Below are 16,254 nucleotides of genomic sequence, written 5' to 3'. Positions count from 1 at the left end.
TCCCCAGATGCAGTGGGATGAGTTCAAGCTGTTTGAACGAGAGGCTCAAGTTCTAAAGAATCTCAACCATCCCCGAATTCCCAAGTATCGCGATTATTTTTCCCTAGATCGGCACGCAGGTGAAGGTTTATGCTGGTTCGGTTTGGTACAGAATTATATTCCCGGTCACTCCCTCCAACAACTGCTGGATGAGGGACATCGCTTCACAGAAGCACAGGTACGCTCAATTGCTACCCAAGTGCTGGACATTCTGATCTATCTGCATGGGTTAAATCCACCCGTGCTACACCGAGATATCAAACCCAGCAATCTAATTTGGGGAACGGATGAGCAAGTTTATCTAGTCGATTTTGGTGCAGTACAAGACCCAACTGCGGTTGAGGGAGCAACATTTACGGTAGTTGGTACGGCTGGCTATGCGCCCCTAGAGCAATTTTATGGCAAGGCAGTTCCAGCGAGTGACTTGTACGCATTAGGAGCGACTCTGATTCATTTATTAACTGGCACCGCACCAGCAGATTTGCCCCAGAGTAATTTACGGATTCAATTTCGCGATCGCATAAGTGTCAATCTTAGTTTTATTCGCTGGATTGAGTCCCTTACAGAACCCGATTTAGACCAGCGATTTAGTTCAGCTTCTCTTGCACTCGAAGCACTTGATGTTTTGCAAGCTGGTGGTTCTCCTAGTGCGCCTCTAGAAACAATTGGTACAGGCAGTCAAGAAATTAGTCCCAAAGAGCGTGCGAACACTATTACTATGACGTTTTTCCAGTATGTTTTCGCTATTCTTTTTGTCATTGCCGTGCCTTCTTTCCTTAGCAAGGCTAGAATGTGACCCCAGCACAAGACCAGTCGGTGGCAGAGAACCCATCGTATTAGGGAAAGATGCGGCGTTGGCTTATAACTCCCTAAATTAGGTTGCCAAAGGTCAGTACGACAAAGCCCTTGAGGTAACTAAAACTATCACAGACGACGCTTTCAAAGAGATGACATTGAAGGCGATCGCTCACTCTAAAAGTCATCCTAAGCAATAAAAGGGAAGAAGCGATCGCAGCTAAGAACATGAGCCATGCCATAAGCGATCGCTTTCTATCACTATGAGCCTTCCTCAGGCTGTGGCGGTTTTGGCTCTTTTGGCTTCCGCTCAAATACCTGAATATTTGGCTGATCAAGGACAAACCCTCCGTCTGTAGGTTCGCCCATCTTGCCAGCAATTGCAGCGACCCACATGGGATAGTTCGCCTGTGCCTCTTCGAGTTTCTTGAAGACTTTCGGCTTCACCTTAACACTGACCTGTTGACCGTCACAATCTAGCTCAAACTGTTTCCAACCATTTTCTACTGTTGCCACATCTGCGGGAAACTCGTTAATTTTTATGGTTAGCTCCATCTTTCCTGGTATTGGCATGGGCTATGGTACCTCCTGCTCTTGAATTTAATAAAAGTGCGATCGCTTAAATAATTTCTAGGAATTAAACCTGGTAGTCTTCCCAGGGAATAGTAGCACTATGCGATCGCTTTTAGTTTTAGGTTATCGGTAAATACTTAACAAAGGCTCTAGAACACCGCTACACGACCGTCATCTCCAAGATAAATTGAGCGATCACCCGGAGGACGACCACCAGGACGCACTTCTATGCGTAGAGTTCTCGCTTGTGGTTTCAGGAGTTCGACTTTTATCGGCAATCCGATCGCATCCCAAAGCACAACTGAAAAATTAGGGTCTGTACGACCGCCTCGCACGAAAGAATAGACTTGTCCTGGACTAATCGGTAGTGGATCAGTGCTAGATACCTGTTGTAGCTGCACAACACTCTCCGTTAAGTTCGCAACCTCAACCGTAATACGTTGCCCTGGTATAAACTGTATCGGCTGTTGTCCACAACTGGTAGCCGCGACACAGGTGCCTGCTGTTGCTGGATAGTTATGTTCTGTAATGCTGAGGAGGAGAGCCGTTGCTACCAAGACGGTTGGCAGAAGTTTGGACATGGAAGAGATTCTAGAGACTTGTTATAGGCGACTTCTCAACTTTTGCATAAATACACCAAAGTCTAGCTAATTAAGTTTTAGGAAGGGGCTAGAACAAACAATAACTTCATGTCTATTTCCCTTAACCCCCAACATGAATGGCAGGACGGCGTTCGGGGTTCCTCTCTGCCTTACGGAGTACTTCGCGGGTAACCACAGCAATATCGCCCTCACCAAACAAGATAAAGCGCAGCAAGTATTGGATTGGGTTTCCCTCTGCCCAGCCAAAATAAGCGTGTGGTATCTTACCCGTTTGGTCTCGAAGATGGAGAAGTATGGCAGCGATCGCGTTAGGGACGGCTGCACTCTCGGCACGTAGAATACGGTAGCCATCGACCTCCTCCCCTTTTACTCGGATGATGCCCTCAAATTCCGAAGCATCGGATACCCGAATCTCTAAAAAGAGAATTGAATCGGTGGGTGGCAGATAATGATCCTCACGCACCTCTTTTTCCTTTAAAAAATACTCTCGCGCACTGCCTGTATTCCTTCGATGAGCGATCAGTCGTATCTTACCTTGGCTCTCTTGAGTAATAAAGTCACTAGCGGCCTCGTCAATTTCGATCCGCTCTACTCGCAGTTCAGTAGATCGCCATACCCGTGAAACTAGCGAGGTGACGATGATGGCAGCGATGAAGAACCCAGCGATTCTAATTCCTTCAGGCCTCTCGATAATATTGACAATCGTGGTGTATATAAACAACAGCGTAATGATTGCAAAGGCGATCGTTCCTCCCTTCGACCTCTGGCGATGGGCTGATAGCGTCACGGCAAACGCTGCTGAGGTAATCAGCACCAGCACACCTGTAGCGTAAGCCCCACCTTGAGCTTCCACATTCGCCTTGAAGATAATTGTGACACCCAAGGCAATAGCTGTATAAACTAACACCAGAGGTCGCGTTGCCCGTGCCCAATTCGGTGCCATACCATAGCGCGGTAGGTAGCGGGGAACGATATTAAGGAGTCCTGCCATGGCAGATGCGCCAGCAAACCAGAGAATGCTGATGGTACTCAGATCGTAAATTGTGCCAAAGCCATTTCCTAGATACTGATGTGCTAGATAGGCGAGGGCACGTCCACTTGCTTTACCCCCACTTTGAAATTCTGCGGCTGGAATCAGTAGAGTAGTCACTAAACTGCTAGTAATTAGATAGAAGCTCATAATCAAAGCCGCCGTCGTAAGCAGCTTATGCGTATTATGAATGCGCCCCTCAGGCTGTTCCTGGGTATCGCTGCTGCTACCCCGCACGAGAGGCATAACTGCCACGCCAGTTTCAAAACCTGACAATCCCAAGGCAAGTTTTGGGAATAGCAGAGCGGCTACGCCGAGCATCAGCAAGGGGTTCTGGTGTTGTGCGAAAAGTGTAGTCTGCCAGTCAGTGATCAGAGATGGCTGATTAAAGATTTGATACAAACCAACGATAATAACAACTAAGTTTAAAAGTAGATAGACTCCAACCAGAAAGACGGCAATCCCGATCGCTTCTCGGAAACCTCGCAAAAAAACTGTGCCTAATAAGGCAATCAGCACTAGAGTAATTGCGATCGCCTGATGGTGAAGGAAATTTGGGACGAGCGGATTTTCGACGATATGAGCGGTAGCATCAGCAGCCGATAGGGTAATGGTGATGATGAAGTCGGTTGCCACAAAACCGAGCAAGCACAGTACGAATAGCTTGCCTTGCCACCAGGGGAGTAAGTGTTCGAGCATTGCGATGGAGCCTTCACCCTGAGGACTTTGAGCTGCAACCCGTCGGTAGATCGGCAATGCTCCAAACAGCGTCAGTAGAACCAGAATGAGAGTGGCAACAGGAGAAAGAGCGCCTGCTGCCAATGCTGCTATACCCGGTTGATAGCCAAGTGTAGAGAAATAATCCACACCCGTTAGGCACATGACTTGCCACCAGGAATGCTGGTGGTGTTGTCCTTCGCTCTCGTGTCGCTCTTCTTTAAGTAACCAGAGGATGAACTTTCTGTTGAGCCGTTTTCGTGGAACAAATAGTTTAGCCATCAAACTTAGTCCTTCTGTATAGCTATATATATGTCATTTGGCGCTACCATATATCTCTCGCCAGGTCTTTTTAAGTACTAGACTCGTTAAGTAGACATAACACACCAGCTTGAAGAAGGATTATAGAAATAATTTTTTCTACTACAGAGCGCCACTCCTTCAACAGTTCAACCCTGCCTTGATGCTTGTAACAGGATGGAACACCTACTCGTAAGGTGTGTCTACTTCATGACTAGCAATCAGTTCTAAAAAAATACCTACTAAAAAATCCTGACAGAGACTACTTGTATCGGTAAGTAATAGCGTCTTTCTACACAAGTGAGATGGACTGGATCAATATGGCTGTCACTAGAGGTGCATCACTCAATACTTAGCTAATGGTGTAACTCTAGTCACCTGAAACCCAGCTAATTCTACTAGGACATTGTTACATCTCACTTTCGTCGTAGAAAAAACCTGAAAAAGTCCTTCCCTTGGGGGGTACCCAAAAGTACACTTTCCCAATGAGGATAGGCAAAGTGGAAACAAAAATTAATGTGAGGGTTTTTACAGTGAAACTAAAAGTCGTTGTTCTACTTCTAGTGGGCTTAATGACAGGTCTAGCCGCTTGCCAGGGAGGTCAGGAAACGCCCACAGATACGACCACTACACCTGCTGATACGACCACTACACCTGCTGATACTACTACTTCTCCGTCTCCTGAGCTTTCTCCGTCTCCTGAGGAGTCTCCTGAGGAGTCTCCGTCTCCTGAGGAGTCTCCGTCTCCTGAGGAGTCTCCTTCGTAGTGTCGTAATCTCTACAACAGACTTGCTTCCTTTCGTAGAGACCCTTTGCCAAAAAAACTAAAGTAGCCGCAGCTGGGCTTGTGCTTGTGTATTATTCTCTAGCTGTTGGCTGGCTTGAGTCGCACCTACCTGGACAGCCTCTTGGGTATCCGCTACGTCTAATTGGCGATCGCTTTCCCTTGCAAGGAGACGCTGTGCGGCTTCCATCATCTCTGCGGTGATGTCTTTGAGGTCTTGCCGATTGTCCAGGTAGGTTTTTAATGCCTCCATTGGATCGATACTGCTACCCACGCCGAGTTCTGGTAAGCGAGGACGAGCTAGCTGACTGACTAATTCAGGACGAATGGTATAGCTGTGGGCATCATTTAATGCTTGATGGACAGCGCCGTTGTCGATTAAATCGAGTTGCTCAGAACGCAGCTTGTAAATTAGCCGCACTACAGCATCCTTAATCTCTTTTTTCCCAAGTGCTTTGAGTAGAGCCTCTTGTGGTTCAGCGGCATTAGAGATATCCACTTCTATTGTGCGGAAGACTCGGACAGGTAAGGGGCAAAATTCCCACTGAGCGCGATCGCATTCTAGTTCAAGGAGGACATAGCCTTTGTCTTCTTTTTCCTCACTGAAATCTACTCGCTCAATGCTGCCAGGGTAAATGACTGGCGGATTATTCGACTTGTTGAGATTCTGATGTCGGTGAACATGACCCAGCGCGACATAATCAAAGCAGGAGCGTGTCAGCATTGACAGAGGAATTGTGAATCCCTTGCCAACAGCCAAGAAACGTTCGGCTCCTAAGTTAGCGTGATCTGCCATCAAGTGTGCTAGGAGGACTGTAGGAACCTCTGGGTCAAGACGGCGGATTTCTGCTTCTAATACCGGGTCAAGTCTTGAGGTAAGTAATTCATTAACTTCAGTAAGCGCAAGACCTTCCGTTTCAGGGCGAGTCAGCAAGGTTGAGCGAGTTAGCCAAGGAAGGGTAATCACCTGCACGGCACCGTTGCGAGTTTCGATGCGGTGAGTGTTGATCGAGTCGCCGACGATAAAACCAGGTACTCCCAAGGTACGGTAAATGCAGAGGCTTGCCCCTCCCTGCCCTTGTGAGTGTTGGTCGTGGTTTCCTACAAGTAAGACAGTGGGGATTTCAGCATCAACTAGCCGACGAAACTGCCCAGCAAAAGCTTCTTGAACGTAGGGTGGTGGTGTGGCATCGGGAAAGGCATCACCCCCGAATAAGACTAAATCGACAGGTTCTGAAATTGCTTTGTCAATGCAGATAGCTAATGTATTGACAAAATCTTCTAATCGTGTATTTAAACCTGTGACTGGGTTAATTCGTCCGTGGGAAAAGCCACTTCCCATGTGGATATCAGACAGGTGAAGAATTTTAATCATGTGGCGTGGTCATTGGTGAAGGGGATGTTGCTTCAGGAATTACTTGATCGATCGCCTGAGAGATAACCTGTCGTTGCTCGGTATCGTAGTTCCAGCGTTGGAGAAATGTTTTGTAGCTGCCTTCTCCGGTGAGGGCACTTTCCCGTAAGGCTTGTGCTAGTTCACGGACTTGGGGCAGTTCGAGTTGTTGGATGAGATGAGTGGTACGCGATCGCACTCGGTCTGACCCTTGTGCCATTTCTTCGTTACCCTTACGACGATGACTAATTGCCATCGCGGCTGACATGGCTAGGTTTTTTACTAACAGTTCGGCAACGATAGTGGGGGAGGACTTGAGGGCTTGGACAACTTCGGGTGAGGGGTTGTCTGCTAAGGTGTTTTCAGACGTTAGGTAGGTGACAAAGAAGCCTCTTGCCCCGTTTTCGGTTTTTACAAGTTGGGTGATTGTTTCAGCGATTGCTTGCTGGGATTTATCAGTTGCTGTTTGGTTCAGCAAGGATTGGGTAAAGGCGATCGCTTCTTCAAAGGTGACTGATTCGGGAATGCTCACGCGAGTTCTTTTTGGGGTTCGTGCTGTTTAATCTCTGATACTGTGATGATACTCAATTGCTGTAGCAATTTCTTTGTTTCTATTAGGTATTAAAGTCAAGTTTGAGGTTGCCAGTTTTCTACTACTACTGTTTTGAAAGCTAAATTTTGAATGAAAACCAAGATTGGGGGGGCTTCCCCCAAACCCCCTGCACCAGGAGTTATGGGTTTGTAAGGTGACAAATCCAGATGATTATTATGTAGTCGAATGGGTTGTAAAGGTATCGGGAATAGAACAGAGGATGGTGCCTTACACCGAGATGGGCAGGGAATCAGTTTAGATGGTTATTTAGAAGATTGTGCCAGATTTGTGATTTGGTTTCGTTCTATAGTTCCTCAAACACAAAAGTTAGTGTCTTACGCTCAAGGATACAATTGCCACGTTGAGTTACAAGCAGAAACAACGGAGTCAGAAATTATCCAGGTTTTCTTGACGCTAATTTAGAGAGTGCGCCACCTGCGATCGCGTTTTCACACTCAGCGATAAGTTCATCATTAGGAAATAGGTAGTATATTTGTCTTGAAGTTTTTACGAGTAGCCTGAGTAGAGTTTGCCCTTGTCTTTTCGTGGGTCAAACTCTCCCACTTTTCCACAGTGGGTTTGTAGAACCACTGCTTTAGCTTAGCTTCATCGACATATTCTCGGAGTTCAGGATCGGGCCAAATGTGAAGCCGATCAATACAGCCTATTTCTGTCGCAGCTAATTCAATTTCGTCCCACTGTCTCTTAAAGCATTCTCCCCATGAGCTTTTACTCATGATTGAGCGAGCAAACTCCAAGCCTGCTGCTAGCATCCTTTTCCCATTAGTGCCACGAGCATTGATTGGCTCCCAAAAGATGACCTCTGGCTCAATCATCATTAACTGCTCTAGATGCCTTTTGAAACCCTCTAGTTTCATGCTCGGAGGAGTAGGAGCTGCTGCAACGTATAATCGACACTCTGTCTTATATCCTTTTAAGAGAGCTTTATAGCGTTCAGAAGGTGGCGGCGCTTGAGGTTCAATTTTACGGCTGAGATCATCATCCAAGAATGGTAAGCTCATACCCACCGTAACATTTGGATGTCGAAGGACATCAAGATCATTGACCCATAACAAGCCGCGAGTCAGGATTCTAATCCTTTTTTTGTGTTTCAATAGAACTTGAACAGTCTTGCGAGTCAATGCCGCAGTTTCCTTGTTTTGATAAGGGTCAGTTCCAGAACATAGAAGAACAACACCTTTACCTGCTGGTGTTTCATGCCAAGTCCTTTTACGGCTTAGTATTTTATCGAGTTTTTCAGGAATCCCCTCTCGAACGAACAAATACTTTCCCCAATCCATTTGGGGATTGCTTACCCCTTGGTCTTGTAGGTGTGCTTGTCGGGTTCTGATTGCTGGCGTGGACGGTACATAGCAAAAAGTACATCCATGTAAACAACCTGATGCTACGTTAATCACATAATCACAGAGTCCCTTTTTATTCAGTGCGCTCTCTTGGAGGGGATTAACAATCTGCTCAGTTCCTTTAGTAATAGTCATGTGACACCTGCCGTTTAGTCAAATGATATGTAGTATGTATAGCGAAATACTTATAAAACATTGAAAGAAGTAAGAATTAAAAAGTTGATAGATAACTAGAGTTTTCCAATCTTATAGTATAAATCATGATGAGTCTAAAATATAGAAATTGAGTTTCAGATTAAGGTTGAATTCATTATAGGTAAATACAGTGGTTCTAGGTACAATAATCCTGTGAGATATCACCTTATGAATAATAAAAAACTTTACTGGAGTGCTGACGGAAGTGAGTTACCAGAAATTGAACCTCATACTAAAGCAAAGCACGGAATCTTGGAAAAGTATCTTGAAAGATATCTTGTAACGCTTTGCGGGAATAATATTGGAAAAAGAAAAACTATAACTATCATAGATGGCTTTTGCGGTGGCGGAATGTACCTCGATCCAGATGACAATAATGCTTTATGGGCTGGATCGCCTATTAGAATAATTAAAACAGTTGATAAAGCATTAGATATTGTTAGGCGTAAAAAAGCAAAACCAGATTATCAACTCGATACAAGATTTGTTTTTATTGATAATAATAAAAGACATATAAATTGTCTAAAAATGCAGCTAGAACAATCTGGTTTAGGGCATTATTTAAAAGCTCCAGACAAATGTAAATTTATAGTTGGTGAATTTGAAGATTATGTTGACGAATGTATTAATGAAGTAAGGCAGCGAAGAGGTTCTTCATTCTTCTTCTTAGATCCGAATGGATGGTCTGATGTATCTATGGATTCCATAAGAAGAATAATATCTCTTCGTAAATCTGAAATACTATATACCTATATGATTGAGGATGTCATAAGATTTTTGAGTGAGAAACATAAGACAAAAGCATACAAAAATGTTCTAGAAGTAGAGGGATATTATGAATTAGTCAATTTATATTCATCAGGAAGTTCGGCTAAACACAGATATATTAAAGACGAAACCCTCAGATTATTTAGAGAAAGAGGTCAAGCTCCATGTGTATATAGCTTCGCACTCTTAAAAAATCAAACTCAGCCTAAATATTATCTAATTCATTTAGCAAGTAATCCACCAGCTCAAAGGGAGATAAAATATACTCTTTGGGAACACAACACTATAGACTTAGTGTATCAGTTTGAGTATGGAATTTACGGTCTTGGCTTTAGAACTCCTGATTATTATGAGCAAAATCAGAGCGTAATCAATATTACAAAAGAGAATGAAGCTAAGTGCATAAATAACTTGAATGATGATTTAATGCCTATTATTTATAATCACCCAGATGGTATATCTCTAGATGAAATCCATACTTCAACTATGCAAAAAAATCCGGCTACATTAGACCATTACATTCAATGTATAAATGAGCAAGTTGACGAACAAGAATTAGAAGTTTTTAGAGATGGAAAAATAACAACAGCCAAAAAGTTAAAGCCAGGAGATTTTATTATTAGAAAAAAATATAAGCAATTACATTTTATGAATAAATTCTTCAGAAATATGTAATTTTTTATATCCGGGAAAATTCAGACTTATAACGAGCGATCTCCTCATTCCTTCCCCTTGCCCTTCTTTGTAAGTGAGGGGTTGTCCTTTTCTAGCCATTGCTCTAACGCTTCCTCCAAAGCTTCACTTTGACTGATTTCCTTAGAAGTACAGGCAATCCTGAAACGACGCGCCAAGTCCTTCGGGACATAGCCACTTACCTGAGAGTAATTCGGGTCGTCGCGCTTAGTTACCACTGATACTTTAGTCATCTTCGAGCCTATTGTCGCATATGTAATCATTACTACCTTTTATTCATGAATTAATGATTTCATGAAATCATGTAATTATGGTACGCTATATCTCATCACAAGTTCAGGGTGGCTATCACAGCTCAACCCTCTCCAACACAGACAACTTGACTAGTTCACAACTTTCAGGTCAGAAGCCAGCGACCAAGTTACCACGCTTCCCACTGGCTTCTGGCTCCCTAATACAAGGAGACTCTATCAATGGTAAAACAACTACTTGGCAATCCAAGCATTAAGCGAAGCTATTCTCAAGAAAATCGCCCTTGGGCAATAATTCGTCTTTTGCCAAACGCACAAGCCATCATTGTTGCCCGTTTCCGTAACCGCCAAGACGCCGACGACCACAAAAGGCTTTCGCATCGGTTCATCCCAAACGCTGATTTTGAGATTATCTTTGACCTTCCCAATGAGAAACAAGAGGAAAACCAAACCCGTAAGCTGAATTAATTCAGGCCAATCGGCTCAGTTAGCTACACGAAAAGCTCTACATAGTCCCCTAATACCAGGGGCAGTACAAAAAACTCTAGCTCCCTCTCCGTTGCTCACGAAGCCTGGGGAGGGGTTCTTCTCTCCTAAAACTCATGCAACCGCTACGTCATCGCATTAACCCCAAAACTTTCGTGATCACTCTCAGGCAAATCGCCAAACACCTGAAAATCAAGCAAGAGCATATCTTGAATTGGGAAAAATGGCATAACGTCCTCTGGGTGAATATTCAGGGACTCGGTGGTTACTTCATCAGTTACCGTAAACTCGAACAGTGGATTGCAGCTTGTAGTACCTTGATACGCTTCTGCCCAAATCTGCAAGCTCTCAATGCCCGTTGGGAAAGCATCCTTCAGGAAGCCCAGCGATATACAGAAGAAGCATTTTCCCGCATTGATGCCCTCTTCCAGCAAAGATTGTCAGTTTTAAGTTCTTCAACACACAGCCCAGGAGATAGCTAGATCAAACAATCCAATTCTTCGCCTGATACTTAGTCTGGGCTTTACCAAATTTTGCCTAAATCCAGAACAAATCCGGGTAATACTGAATCGCCGCTAACGTTAGCAGGATTATCCAAACATTCCACAGCTACTCCAGCACGATAGATGTAAACTTGCCGATTTTTGCGATCGATTAAAAATCCTAAAAGCGCACCGTTGTCAATATACTCCTGCATCTTGGTTTTGATCGGTGCCAAATTGTCAGAAGCAGAGCGCAGTTCTACCACAAACTCAGGACAGATAGGAGCAAATTTTTTCTGTAGTTCGGGAGTTAGGGCGTTCCACCGTTCTAGCTTCACCCAAGCTGCATCAGGAGAACGATTTGCACCATTGGGAAGCTTAAAGCCAGTACTGGAGTCAAAGCCAATGCCAGTCCCATCTTGATTAACCCAAGCCCACAACTGCCCAATTAAATTAAAGTTGCGTCCACCTGTTTCCGTTCCAGTAGGAGGCATAATTAGCAATTCTCCTGTAGCCGTGCGCTCAATTCGCAAGTCGCGATTCATTTGACAGAACTCAAAAAACTCGTCATCTGTCAAATTAATTATCGGTTGCAGGTGCAACACCAAAGGATAATTTTCTACTTGAGTGGTTAGTTCAGTCATTGTCATGGCACAAATCCTTGGCTGCTGTTGCCTTTTGTACACTAACAATTTTTATGGACGTGTTCAGACAAGCTAGGCATAGCCTGTTCTTTGCCCGTACTCTCGAACTTGACGCTTTTCTCGTATCCGAGCAGCGTTGTCGCAGGCGACAAATAAAGTGTTAACAGCGACACTAATCTGTCACAGACGACAAATAATTGGTCACTGTACAACAAACAACATGGGCAATACTGGATTCGAACCAGTAACATCCTGCTTGTAAGGCAGGCGCTCTACCGTTGAGCTAATCGCCCGGTATCATATTTAGATTAGCACGAGAAGACAAAGAAATGCCCTCTGGTCAAACACATGATCGCATAACCCTGTGGAGTTTGCCAATAGTTACGGGTTTGGCTGTTGCGCTGACACGGAGTGGCAACCTGACATTAATGATTTCTGGGGGGTTTCTCTTTAGTGGGCTGATGTTGAGTCCTGACCTAGATTTAAAGTCGCGACCGTTTAAGCGCTGGGGCTGGCTGCGATGGATTTGGATTCCTTACCAAAAGATGTTGCGTCATCGCTCTGTTTTTTCTCATGGGTTGGTGATTGGGACAACCCTGCGGGTGCTGTACCTCGTCAGTTGGATAGTTGTGCTTGGGGTACTTAGCTTAGCTGTTATCCAGTTTTTCCGGGATGAGCCGAGTCGTTGGCAGGAGTTGGCTAAATCGATTGGGCGATCGCTTATTGATTATCGAGCCGAGGGGATTGCTTTATTAGTTGGCTTAGAACTAGGGGCGATGAGTCATGTTGTCAGTGATTGGGTGGGTTCTACCTACAAACGCTCCAAGAAGAAGCCAAAGCCTAAGTCTAGCCGTCGTAAACCCCCGGCTTCCAAACGCAACAAGTGAACAATATTGTTGAGCTGAGATAGCGTCCAGGCACGGCTAAATCCTTTAAAGGGATTTAAATTAAGAATAGTTAAGTGGTTTTTGAGTTTTCCTTTATGTCTACTTCCCAGGAGCAAACGCCGCTGAGGCTGGAATCTTCTATCTTAGAAGCACTGCAACAGTTGATTGATGTGGTTGCCCAGTTGCGATCGCCTAATGGTGGCTGTCCTTGGGATTTAGCGCAAACCCCTCAAACGCTGATTCCTTATGTGATTGAAGAAGCGTATGAAGTTGTGGATGCAATTCAGAGTGGTGATAAAGATGCGATCGCAGAAGAACTAGGGGATTTACTCTTGCAAGTGGTACTCCAGGCTCAGATTGCGACAGAAGTAGGTGAGTTTACACTAAAAGAAGTCGCTCAAGGAATTACCCAAAAGCTGATTCGACGTCATCCTCATGTATTTGGAGATGTAGAAGTCCAAGGCGTTGAGGATGTTCGTCAAAACTGGGAGCAAATCAAAGCAGCGGAAAAAGGAGAAACAGTAGCCCAGACGCAGCTACTGAGTCGCAAACTTGACCGCTATGCCCGGACATTGCCACCTTTAACCGCTGGAATGAAGATTTCTCAAAAAGCAGCAGCGGCTGGCTTTGAGTGGGAGAATATTGAGGGCGTTTGGGCGAAGTTTCACGAAGAATTAGCTGAATTCCAACAAGCACTTGAGCAGGAAGACAAAGCGCATCAGCAGGCAGAACTGGGAGATATACTGTTTACCCTGATTAACTTAGCGCGTTGGTATGACCTTGACCCAGCAGAGGCATTACAGGGAACAAATCGTCGCCTGATTCAACGCTTAGGGAAAATGGAGGCGATCGCAGATCGCCCCCTGTCAGAGTATAGTATTGAAGAATTAGACCAATTTTGGCAGCAAGCTAAAGCTCAACTCGCAAAAGAGCTTTAGCGACAACTTCCGTTTAGTGAGGGACTTTGCTCAGAGCGTGCCAAGTGCGATCGCTAACAATCCCATCAAAAACAAGACCGACACGCTTTTGGAACGCTTGTACAGCCGCTTTTGTGCGTGAACCGAAGTCTCCATCAACTGTACTGCGGTAGTCGCCAGTAAGCTTTAGGACATTCTGAAGGGTAACTACGGCACTGCCCTTGCTGCCTTGCTTGAGGGTTGGCATGTTCACGGGCGCACCTTTATACAGTGCTTGCCAGGTCAAATTTCCAACAATGCCATCTTTTACTAAGAACATTTGATGCTGGTAAGCAATTACAGCAGTTCTCACGTCTGTGTCGAAAATGCCATCAATTACACCTGAATAATCTGTGTAATTTGCCCAGGTGGTTAAGAGTCTTTGTAGTTCATTGACTTCCTGACCTTTGGAGCCTAGCTGTAGTACAGGCTTATTGAGTTGAGCGGTGGCGGCTGGGCTGAGTTGATCGTTGGCAGGGGCTTGAATATCAGCAGTTGGGTTGAGTTGTTCGTTAGCAACAGGTTGAGTCTCGGAAGTTTGCATTGTCATTGCCTCATGAATCGTGTTCGACAATTCCTAATGTACGGTTCATGGCTTCTACGTGCCCTCGCCTGAGTGACTGACCCAATCGGGTGAGCTTAAACCCACCTCTTCGGTGTACCTGAGAGTAGGGATACAGGTGTTCCTCTAGAGAATAAGTATGAAAACAAAGCCGAGTCAATTTAGAGTAATAGATCTTTTCTCAGGATGCGGTGGATTATCGCTGGGAATACAAAATGCTGGCTTTGATGTAATCGCTGGTTTTGATAACTGGGAATTAGCGATTGATGTTTATCGCTGTAATTTTGCTCATCAAGCTTTTGTCGTTGACCTTGCTAGCCTTAAGAAGAATTTTGAGCTTTTTAAGGAATTTAAGCCAGACATTATAGCCGGGGGGCCACCTTGCCAAGATTTCTCTAGTGCTGGAAAAAGAGATGAAAGTTTGGGTAGGGGAGATTTAACAATCTCTTTTGCTGAAATTGTAACGGCTATTAAACCTCAGTTCTTCATCATGGAAAATGTTGATAGATTTGTGAAAAGCCCAAAGTATCAGCAAGCCAAGGCAATTTTTAAAGAGGCAAAGTATGGTCTTAGTGAAAAAATACTTAATGCTAGTTTTTGTGGTGTACCACAAAGCAGAAAAAGGTTCTTTTGGGTAGGAGAACTCAATGGAGAAGATAACAAGCTAGATGCTTATTTAGAAGCTAATTTATCTACTCAACCAATGACTATCCGAGAATATTTTAGAGAGATAGGCGCATCCTTAGATATTGACCATTATTATAGACATCCAAGAAGCTACAAGAGACGTGGAGTATTTAGCATTGATGAACCTAGCCCAACAATTAGAGGAGTGAATCGACCTATCCCTAAAACATATAAACCTCACCCTGGTGATTCAGCCCCAATATCATCAGTTATACGTCCTTTAACAACTCTTGAGAGAAGTTATTTACAAACTTTTCCAGAGAACTTTATTTTTTCAGGTTCTAAGACTGATATTGAACAAATGATTGGGAATGCTGTACCTGTTAAGTTAGCTGAATACGTTGCTCGGTGTCTTGCTCAGTATATTGCAGACCGTAACAAGAGTTTTGAACACTTAAAGGCTCAAGCTGTTCAAGTGAGTCAATCATTTGTGCAACTCTCTTTATTTTGAAGATGAAGATTAAGAACTTATAGAGTTGTGGTTTTGAGGGGGTATTTGTGGTGTCTAATACTGTACTGATCTGCTGGTTTAAGTAGCAAGAGCGCACAGCGGTGCGCCCCTACAAATGTATCTCTTGTGAATTGGTAAAGTGCTAGGTTTTTGAAGATTTTACTTGATGAGCGACTCGGAAATTTTGCAGCTATCAAATTTGATTGAGGTTGATGACTAGGCTAGTTCCTCACGTTTGGATTTGACTCTTGCCTTCGCTTGAGATGCACTCTTTTTCAGCGCGGTGAGTCGTGCTTCATATTTGCGCCGTTGACGACGGCTGGGCGTTAATTCAATCATGGTTTTTAAGGCACTACCAAGACTTTTGTAGGCGTTGGGTAGGCTATAACCAAAGCGTGTAGCAAGAGCGATCGCTTTTTCGTCAGCTTCCGTGGCTTCCTTAAAGGTTTTCTCTCCATTGTTCTTCTGATACATTCGCCAGCCTGAGACACCGCACAGTCCTAACGCTAGCAGCAGCAGCAAGCCATCTTGAACCCATAGTTCACCAACAGCACCCCCTAAACCAATTGCTAAGGCTGCCATTTCCCACCCCTCTTTCGGGATGGTGTCATTCTGAATCCGGGCGACTTCGTGCCAAAACAGCAGATTACGCTGATCAAGGGCAAGTTGCTCCCATTTCACCAGATCAATCTGAATCTCTACCTCATCTCTACCAATTTCTTCAGAGCGAAGCAAGGGGGGATTGACTTCAGTGGTTCCTTCTACCATGACCCAGCTTTGCAATTCTGGCGGTAATAAGGTTTTTAAACGCCGGAGTTCACTCATTTCGGCTCTGGCAGAAGCTGTTGCATACGATGTCATATATCTGACCCTATGAAACTAAAACAATAATAAAGGTATCAATTGGAAGTATAGCGACATTATCCCCTGGCTTTTTAAGTGGGGAAAACCGCCCTATATCTCTAGATTAGAGCATTGTGCCCTTACCTCTGTTGCACTCGCT

At 44.5% G+C, this 16,254-nt stretch carries 19 protein-coding genes and 1 tRNA gene; 9 read left to right on the top strand and 11 right to left on the bottom strand.

The genetic code is table 11. From position 1 onward, the window contains the following. Positions 1-7 precede the first annotated feature (7 nt). Positions 8-835, top strand: a complete 828-nt coding sequence (locus tag H6F98_RS01750; RefSeq protein WP_192216952.1) for a serine/threonine-protein kinase — start codon at positions 8-10, stop codon at positions 833-835. Between the two features lie 260 nt (positions 836-1,095). Here H6F98_RS01750 and H6F98_RS01745 read toward each other — a convergent pair whose 3' ends face one another. From H6F98_RS01745 to H6F98_RS01735, 3 genes are all read right to left on the bottom strand, one after another. Next, entirely contained in the window at positions 1,096-1,407 is a 312-nt protein-coding gene (locus H6F98_RS01745; protein ID WP_192216951.1) for a fertility inhibition FinO-like protein, read from the bottom strand. A 149-nt stretch (positions 1,408-1,556) separates the two neighbouring features. Then, positions 1,557-1,988, bottom strand: coding sequence for a hypothetical protein (locus H6F98_RS01740; RefSeq protein ID WP_199348240.1), 432 nt, complete (start codon positions 1,986-1,988; stop codon positions 1,557-1,559). Positions 1,989-2,109: 121 nt separating this feature from the next. Then, positions 2,110-4,038 (bottom strand): amino acid transporter, encoded by a 1,929-nt coding sequence (locus H6F98_RS01735; RefSeq protein WP_192216950.1) that lies wholly within the window; start codon positions 4,036-4,038, stop codon positions 2,110-2,112. A 518-nt stretch (positions 4,039-4,556) separates the two neighbouring features. Here H6F98_RS01735 and H6F98_RS01730 point away from each other — a divergent pair. Then, positions 4,557-4,823: a hypothetical protein gene (locus tag H6F98_RS01730; RefSeq protein ID WP_192216949.1), complete on the top strand. Its 267-nt coding sequence runs from the start codon at positions 4,557-4,559 to the stop codon at positions 4,821-4,823. A gap of 57 nt (positions 4,824-4,880) precedes the next feature. Here the strand turns inward: H6F98_RS01730 and sbcD are convergent, their stop codons facing one another. Together sbcD and H6F98_RS01720 are read right to left on the bottom strand one after the other, a co-directional pair. Further along, positions 4,881-6,215, bottom strand: a complete 1,335-nt coding sequence (sbcD, locus tag H6F98_RS01725) for an exonuclease subunit SbcD (RefSeq protein WP_192216948.1) — start codon at positions 6,213-6,215, stop codon at positions 4,881-4,883. Beyond that, positions 6,208-6,765, bottom strand: a complete 558-nt coding sequence (locus H6F98_RS01720; RefSeq protein ID WP_192216947.1) for a hypothetical protein — start codon at positions 6,763-6,765, stop codon at positions 6,208-6,210. The genes sbcD and H6F98_RS01720 overlap by 8 nt, the downstream gene beginning before the upstream one ends. A 246-nt stretch (positions 6,766-7,011) precedes the next feature. Here H6F98_RS01720 and H6F98_RS01715 point away from each other — a divergent pair, with 246 nt between their 5' ends. After that, entirely contained in the window at positions 7,012-7,248 is a 237-nt protein-coding gene (locus tag H6F98_RS01715) for a hypothetical protein (protein ID WP_192216946.1), read from the top strand. A 50-nt stretch (positions 7,249-7,298) separates the two neighbouring features. On the opposite strand, the gene H6F98_RS01710 is transcribed toward H6F98_RS01715, so the two are convergent. Then, positions 7,299-8,324 carry a radical SAM protein gene (locus H6F98_RS01710; RefSeq protein ID WP_192216945.1) on the bottom strand — a complete coding sequence of 342 codons (1,026 nt, stop codon included), beginning with the start codon at positions 8,322-8,324 and terminating at the stop codon, positions 7,299-7,301. Between the two features lie 228 nt (positions 8,325-8,552). Here H6F98_RS01710 and tcmP point away from each other — a divergent pair, with 228 nt between their 5' ends. Next, the gene (gene tcmP / locus H6F98_RS01705; protein WP_192216944.1) at positions 8,553-9,827 is read left to right on the top strand and encodes a three-Cys-motif partner protein TcmP; all 1,275 of its coding nucleotides are present in this window, start codon (positions 8,553-8,555) and stop codon (positions 9,825-9,827) included. A gap of 44 nt (positions 9,828-9,871) precedes the next feature. Here the strand turns inward: tcmP and H6F98_RS01700 are convergent, their stop codons facing one another. Continuing rightward, positions 9,872-10,078, bottom strand: a complete 207-nt coding sequence (locus H6F98_RS01700; RefSeq protein WP_192216943.1) for a ribbon-helix-helix protein, CopG family — start codon at positions 10,076-10,078, stop codon at positions 9,872-9,874. 240 nt (positions 10,079-10,318) lie between these two features. Here H6F98_RS01700 and H6F98_RS01695 point away from each other — a divergent pair, with 240 nt between their 5' ends. Both H6F98_RS01695 and H6F98_RS01690 read left to right on the top strand, forming a co-directional pair. Beyond that, a complete protein-coding gene (locus H6F98_RS01695; protein ID WP_192216942.1) occupies positions 10,319-10,564 on the top strand; it encodes a hypothetical protein in 246 nt (81 codons plus the stop codon). Positions 10,565-10,698: 134 nt separating this feature from the next. Then, on the top strand, positions 10,699-11,064 hold the full coding sequence (locus tag H6F98_RS01690; protein ID WP_192216941.1) for a hypothetical protein: 366 nt from the start codon (positions 10,699-10,701) through the stop codon (positions 11,062-11,064). Positions 11,065-11,105: 41 nt separating this feature from the next. On the opposite strand, the gene H6F98_RS01685 is transcribed toward H6F98_RS01690, so the two are convergent. Both H6F98_RS01685 and H6F98_RS01680 read right to left on the bottom strand, forming a co-directional pair. Continuing rightward, complete coding sequence (locus H6F98_RS01685; RefSeq protein ID WP_192217100.1) at positions 11,106-11,708, bottom strand: Uma2 family endonuclease; 603 nt, start codon at positions 11,706-11,708, stop codon at positions 11,106-11,108. A 221-nt stretch (positions 11,709-11,929) separates the two neighbouring features. Continuing rightward, positions 11,930-12,001, bottom strand: a tRNA-Val gene (locus H6F98_RS01680). A gap of 36 nt (positions 12,002-12,037) precedes the next feature. Here H6F98_RS01680 and H6F98_RS01675 point away from each other — a divergent pair. Both H6F98_RS01675 and mazG read left to right on the top strand, forming a co-directional pair. Further along, complete coding sequence (locus tag H6F98_RS01675; RefSeq protein WP_192216940.1) at positions 12,038-12,595, top strand: metal-binding protein; 558 nt, start codon at positions 12,038-12,040, stop codon at positions 12,593-12,595. Between the two features lie 95 nt (positions 12,596-12,690). Beyond that, positions 12,691-13,533: a nucleoside triphosphate pyrophosphohydrolase gene (gene mazG / locus H6F98_RS01670; protein ID WP_192216939.1), complete on the top strand. Its 843-nt coding sequence runs from the start codon at positions 12,691-12,693 to the stop codon at positions 13,531-13,533. A gap of 13 nt (positions 13,534-13,546) precedes the next feature. Here the strand turns inward: mazG and H6F98_RS01665 are convergent, their stop codons facing one another. Continuing rightward, positions 13,547-14,095, bottom strand: coding sequence for a peptidoglycan-binding protein (locus H6F98_RS01665; RefSeq protein WP_192216938.1), 549 nt, complete (start codon positions 14,093-14,095; stop codon positions 13,547-13,549). A gap of 157 nt (positions 14,096-14,252) precedes the next feature. Here H6F98_RS01665 and H6F98_RS01660 point away from each other — a divergent pair, with 157 nt between their 5' ends. After that, a complete protein-coding gene (locus tag H6F98_RS01660) occupies positions 14,253-15,251 on the top strand; it encodes a DNA cytosine methyltransferase (protein ID WP_192216937.1) in 999 nt (332 codons plus the stop codon). A 216-nt stretch (positions 15,252-15,467) separates the two neighbouring features. Here H6F98_RS01660 and H6F98_RS01655 read toward each other — a convergent pair whose 3' ends face one another. Next, the gene (locus H6F98_RS01655) at positions 15,468-16,112 is read right to left on the bottom strand and encodes a DUF3318 domain-containing protein (protein WP_192216936.1); all 645 of its coding nucleotides are present in this window, start codon (positions 16,110-16,112) and stop codon (positions 15,468-15,470) included. Positions 16,113-16,254: the final 142 nt, after the last annotated feature.

This window comes from Microcoleus sp. FACHB-SPT15, from assembly GCF_014849525.1.
GTDB lineage: Bacteria > Cyanobacteriota > Cyanobacteriia > Cyanobacteriales > Coleofasciculaceae > Symplocastrum > Symplocastrum torsivum.
The sequence above is the reverse complement of the archived record's forward strand: the minus strand, read 5'-3'. Positions and strand labels throughout refer to the sequence as shown.

What these genes read in the sequence shown, in the direction of transcription:
- sbcD (WP_192216948.1), bottom strand. Translation starts at nt 6,215, where the DNA reads ATGATTAAAATTCTTCACCTGTCTGATATCCACATGGGAAGTGGCTTT.
- H6F98_RS01750 (WP_192216952.1), top strand. Translation starts at nt 8, where the DNA reads ATGCAGTGGGATGAGTTCAAGCTGTTTGAACGAGAGGCTCAAGTTCTA.
- H6F98_RS01660 (WP_192216937.1), top strand. Translation starts at nt 14,253, where the DNA reads ATGAAAACAAAGCCGAGTCAATTTAGAGTAATAGATCTTTTCTCAGGA.
- H6F98_RS01655 (WP_192216936.1), bottom strand. Translation starts at nt 16,112, where the DNA reads ATGACATCGTATGCAACAGCTTCTGCCAGAGCCGAAATGAGTGAACTC.
- H6F98_RS01690 (WP_192216941.1), top strand. Translation starts at nt 10,699, where the DNA reads ATGCAACCGCTACGTCATCGCATTAACCCCAAAACTTTCGTGATCACT.
- H6F98_RS01695 (WP_192216942.1), top strand. Translation starts at nt 10,319, where the DNA reads ATGGTAAAACAACTACTTGGCAATCCAAGCATTAAGCGAAGCTATTCT.
- H6F98_RS01700 (WP_192216943.1), bottom strand. Translation starts at nt 10,078, where the DNA reads ATGACTAAAGTATCAGTGGTAACTAAGCGCGACGACCCGAATTACTCT.
- H6F98_RS01710 (WP_192216945.1), bottom strand. Translation starts at nt 8,324, where the DNA reads ATGACTATTACTAAAGGAACTGAGCAGATTGTTAATCCCCTCCAAGAG.
- H6F98_RS01715 (WP_192216946.1), top strand. Translation starts at nt 7,012, where the DNA reads ATGGGTTGTAAAGGTATCGGGAATAGAACAGAGGATGGTGCCTTACAC.
- mazG (WP_192216939.1), top strand. Translation starts at nt 12,691, where the DNA reads ATGTCTACTTCCCAGGAGCAAACGCCGCTGAGGCTGGAATCTTCTATC.
- H6F98_RS01685 (WP_192217100.1), bottom strand. Translation starts at nt 11,708, where the DNA reads ATGACTGAACTAACCACTCAAGTAGAAAATTATCCTTTGGTGTTGCAC.
- tcmP (WP_192216944.1), top strand. Translation starts at nt 8,553, where the DNA reads ATGAATAATAAAAAACTTTACTGGAGTGCTGACGGAAGTGAGTTACCA.
- H6F98_RS01665 (WP_192216938.1), bottom strand. Translation starts at nt 14,095, where the DNA reads ATGCAAACTTCCGAGACTCAACCTGTTGCTAACGAACAACTCAACCCA.
- H6F98_RS01740 (WP_199348240.1), bottom strand. Translation starts at nt 1,988, where the DNA reads ATGTCCAAACTTCTGCCAACCGTCTTGGTAGCAACGGCTCTCCTCCTC.
- H6F98_RS01675 (WP_192216940.1), top strand. Translation starts at nt 12,038, where the DNA reads ATGCCCTCTGGTCAAACACATGATCGCATAACCCTGTGGAGTTTGCCA.
- H6F98_RS01735 (WP_192216950.1), bottom strand. Translation starts at nt 4,038, where the DNA reads ATGGCTAAACTATTTGTTCCACGAAAACGGCTCAACAGAAAGTTCATC.
- H6F98_RS01745 (WP_192216951.1), bottom strand. Translation starts at nt 1,407, where the DNA reads ATGCCAATACCAGGAAAGATGGAGCTAACCATAAAAATTAACGAGTTT.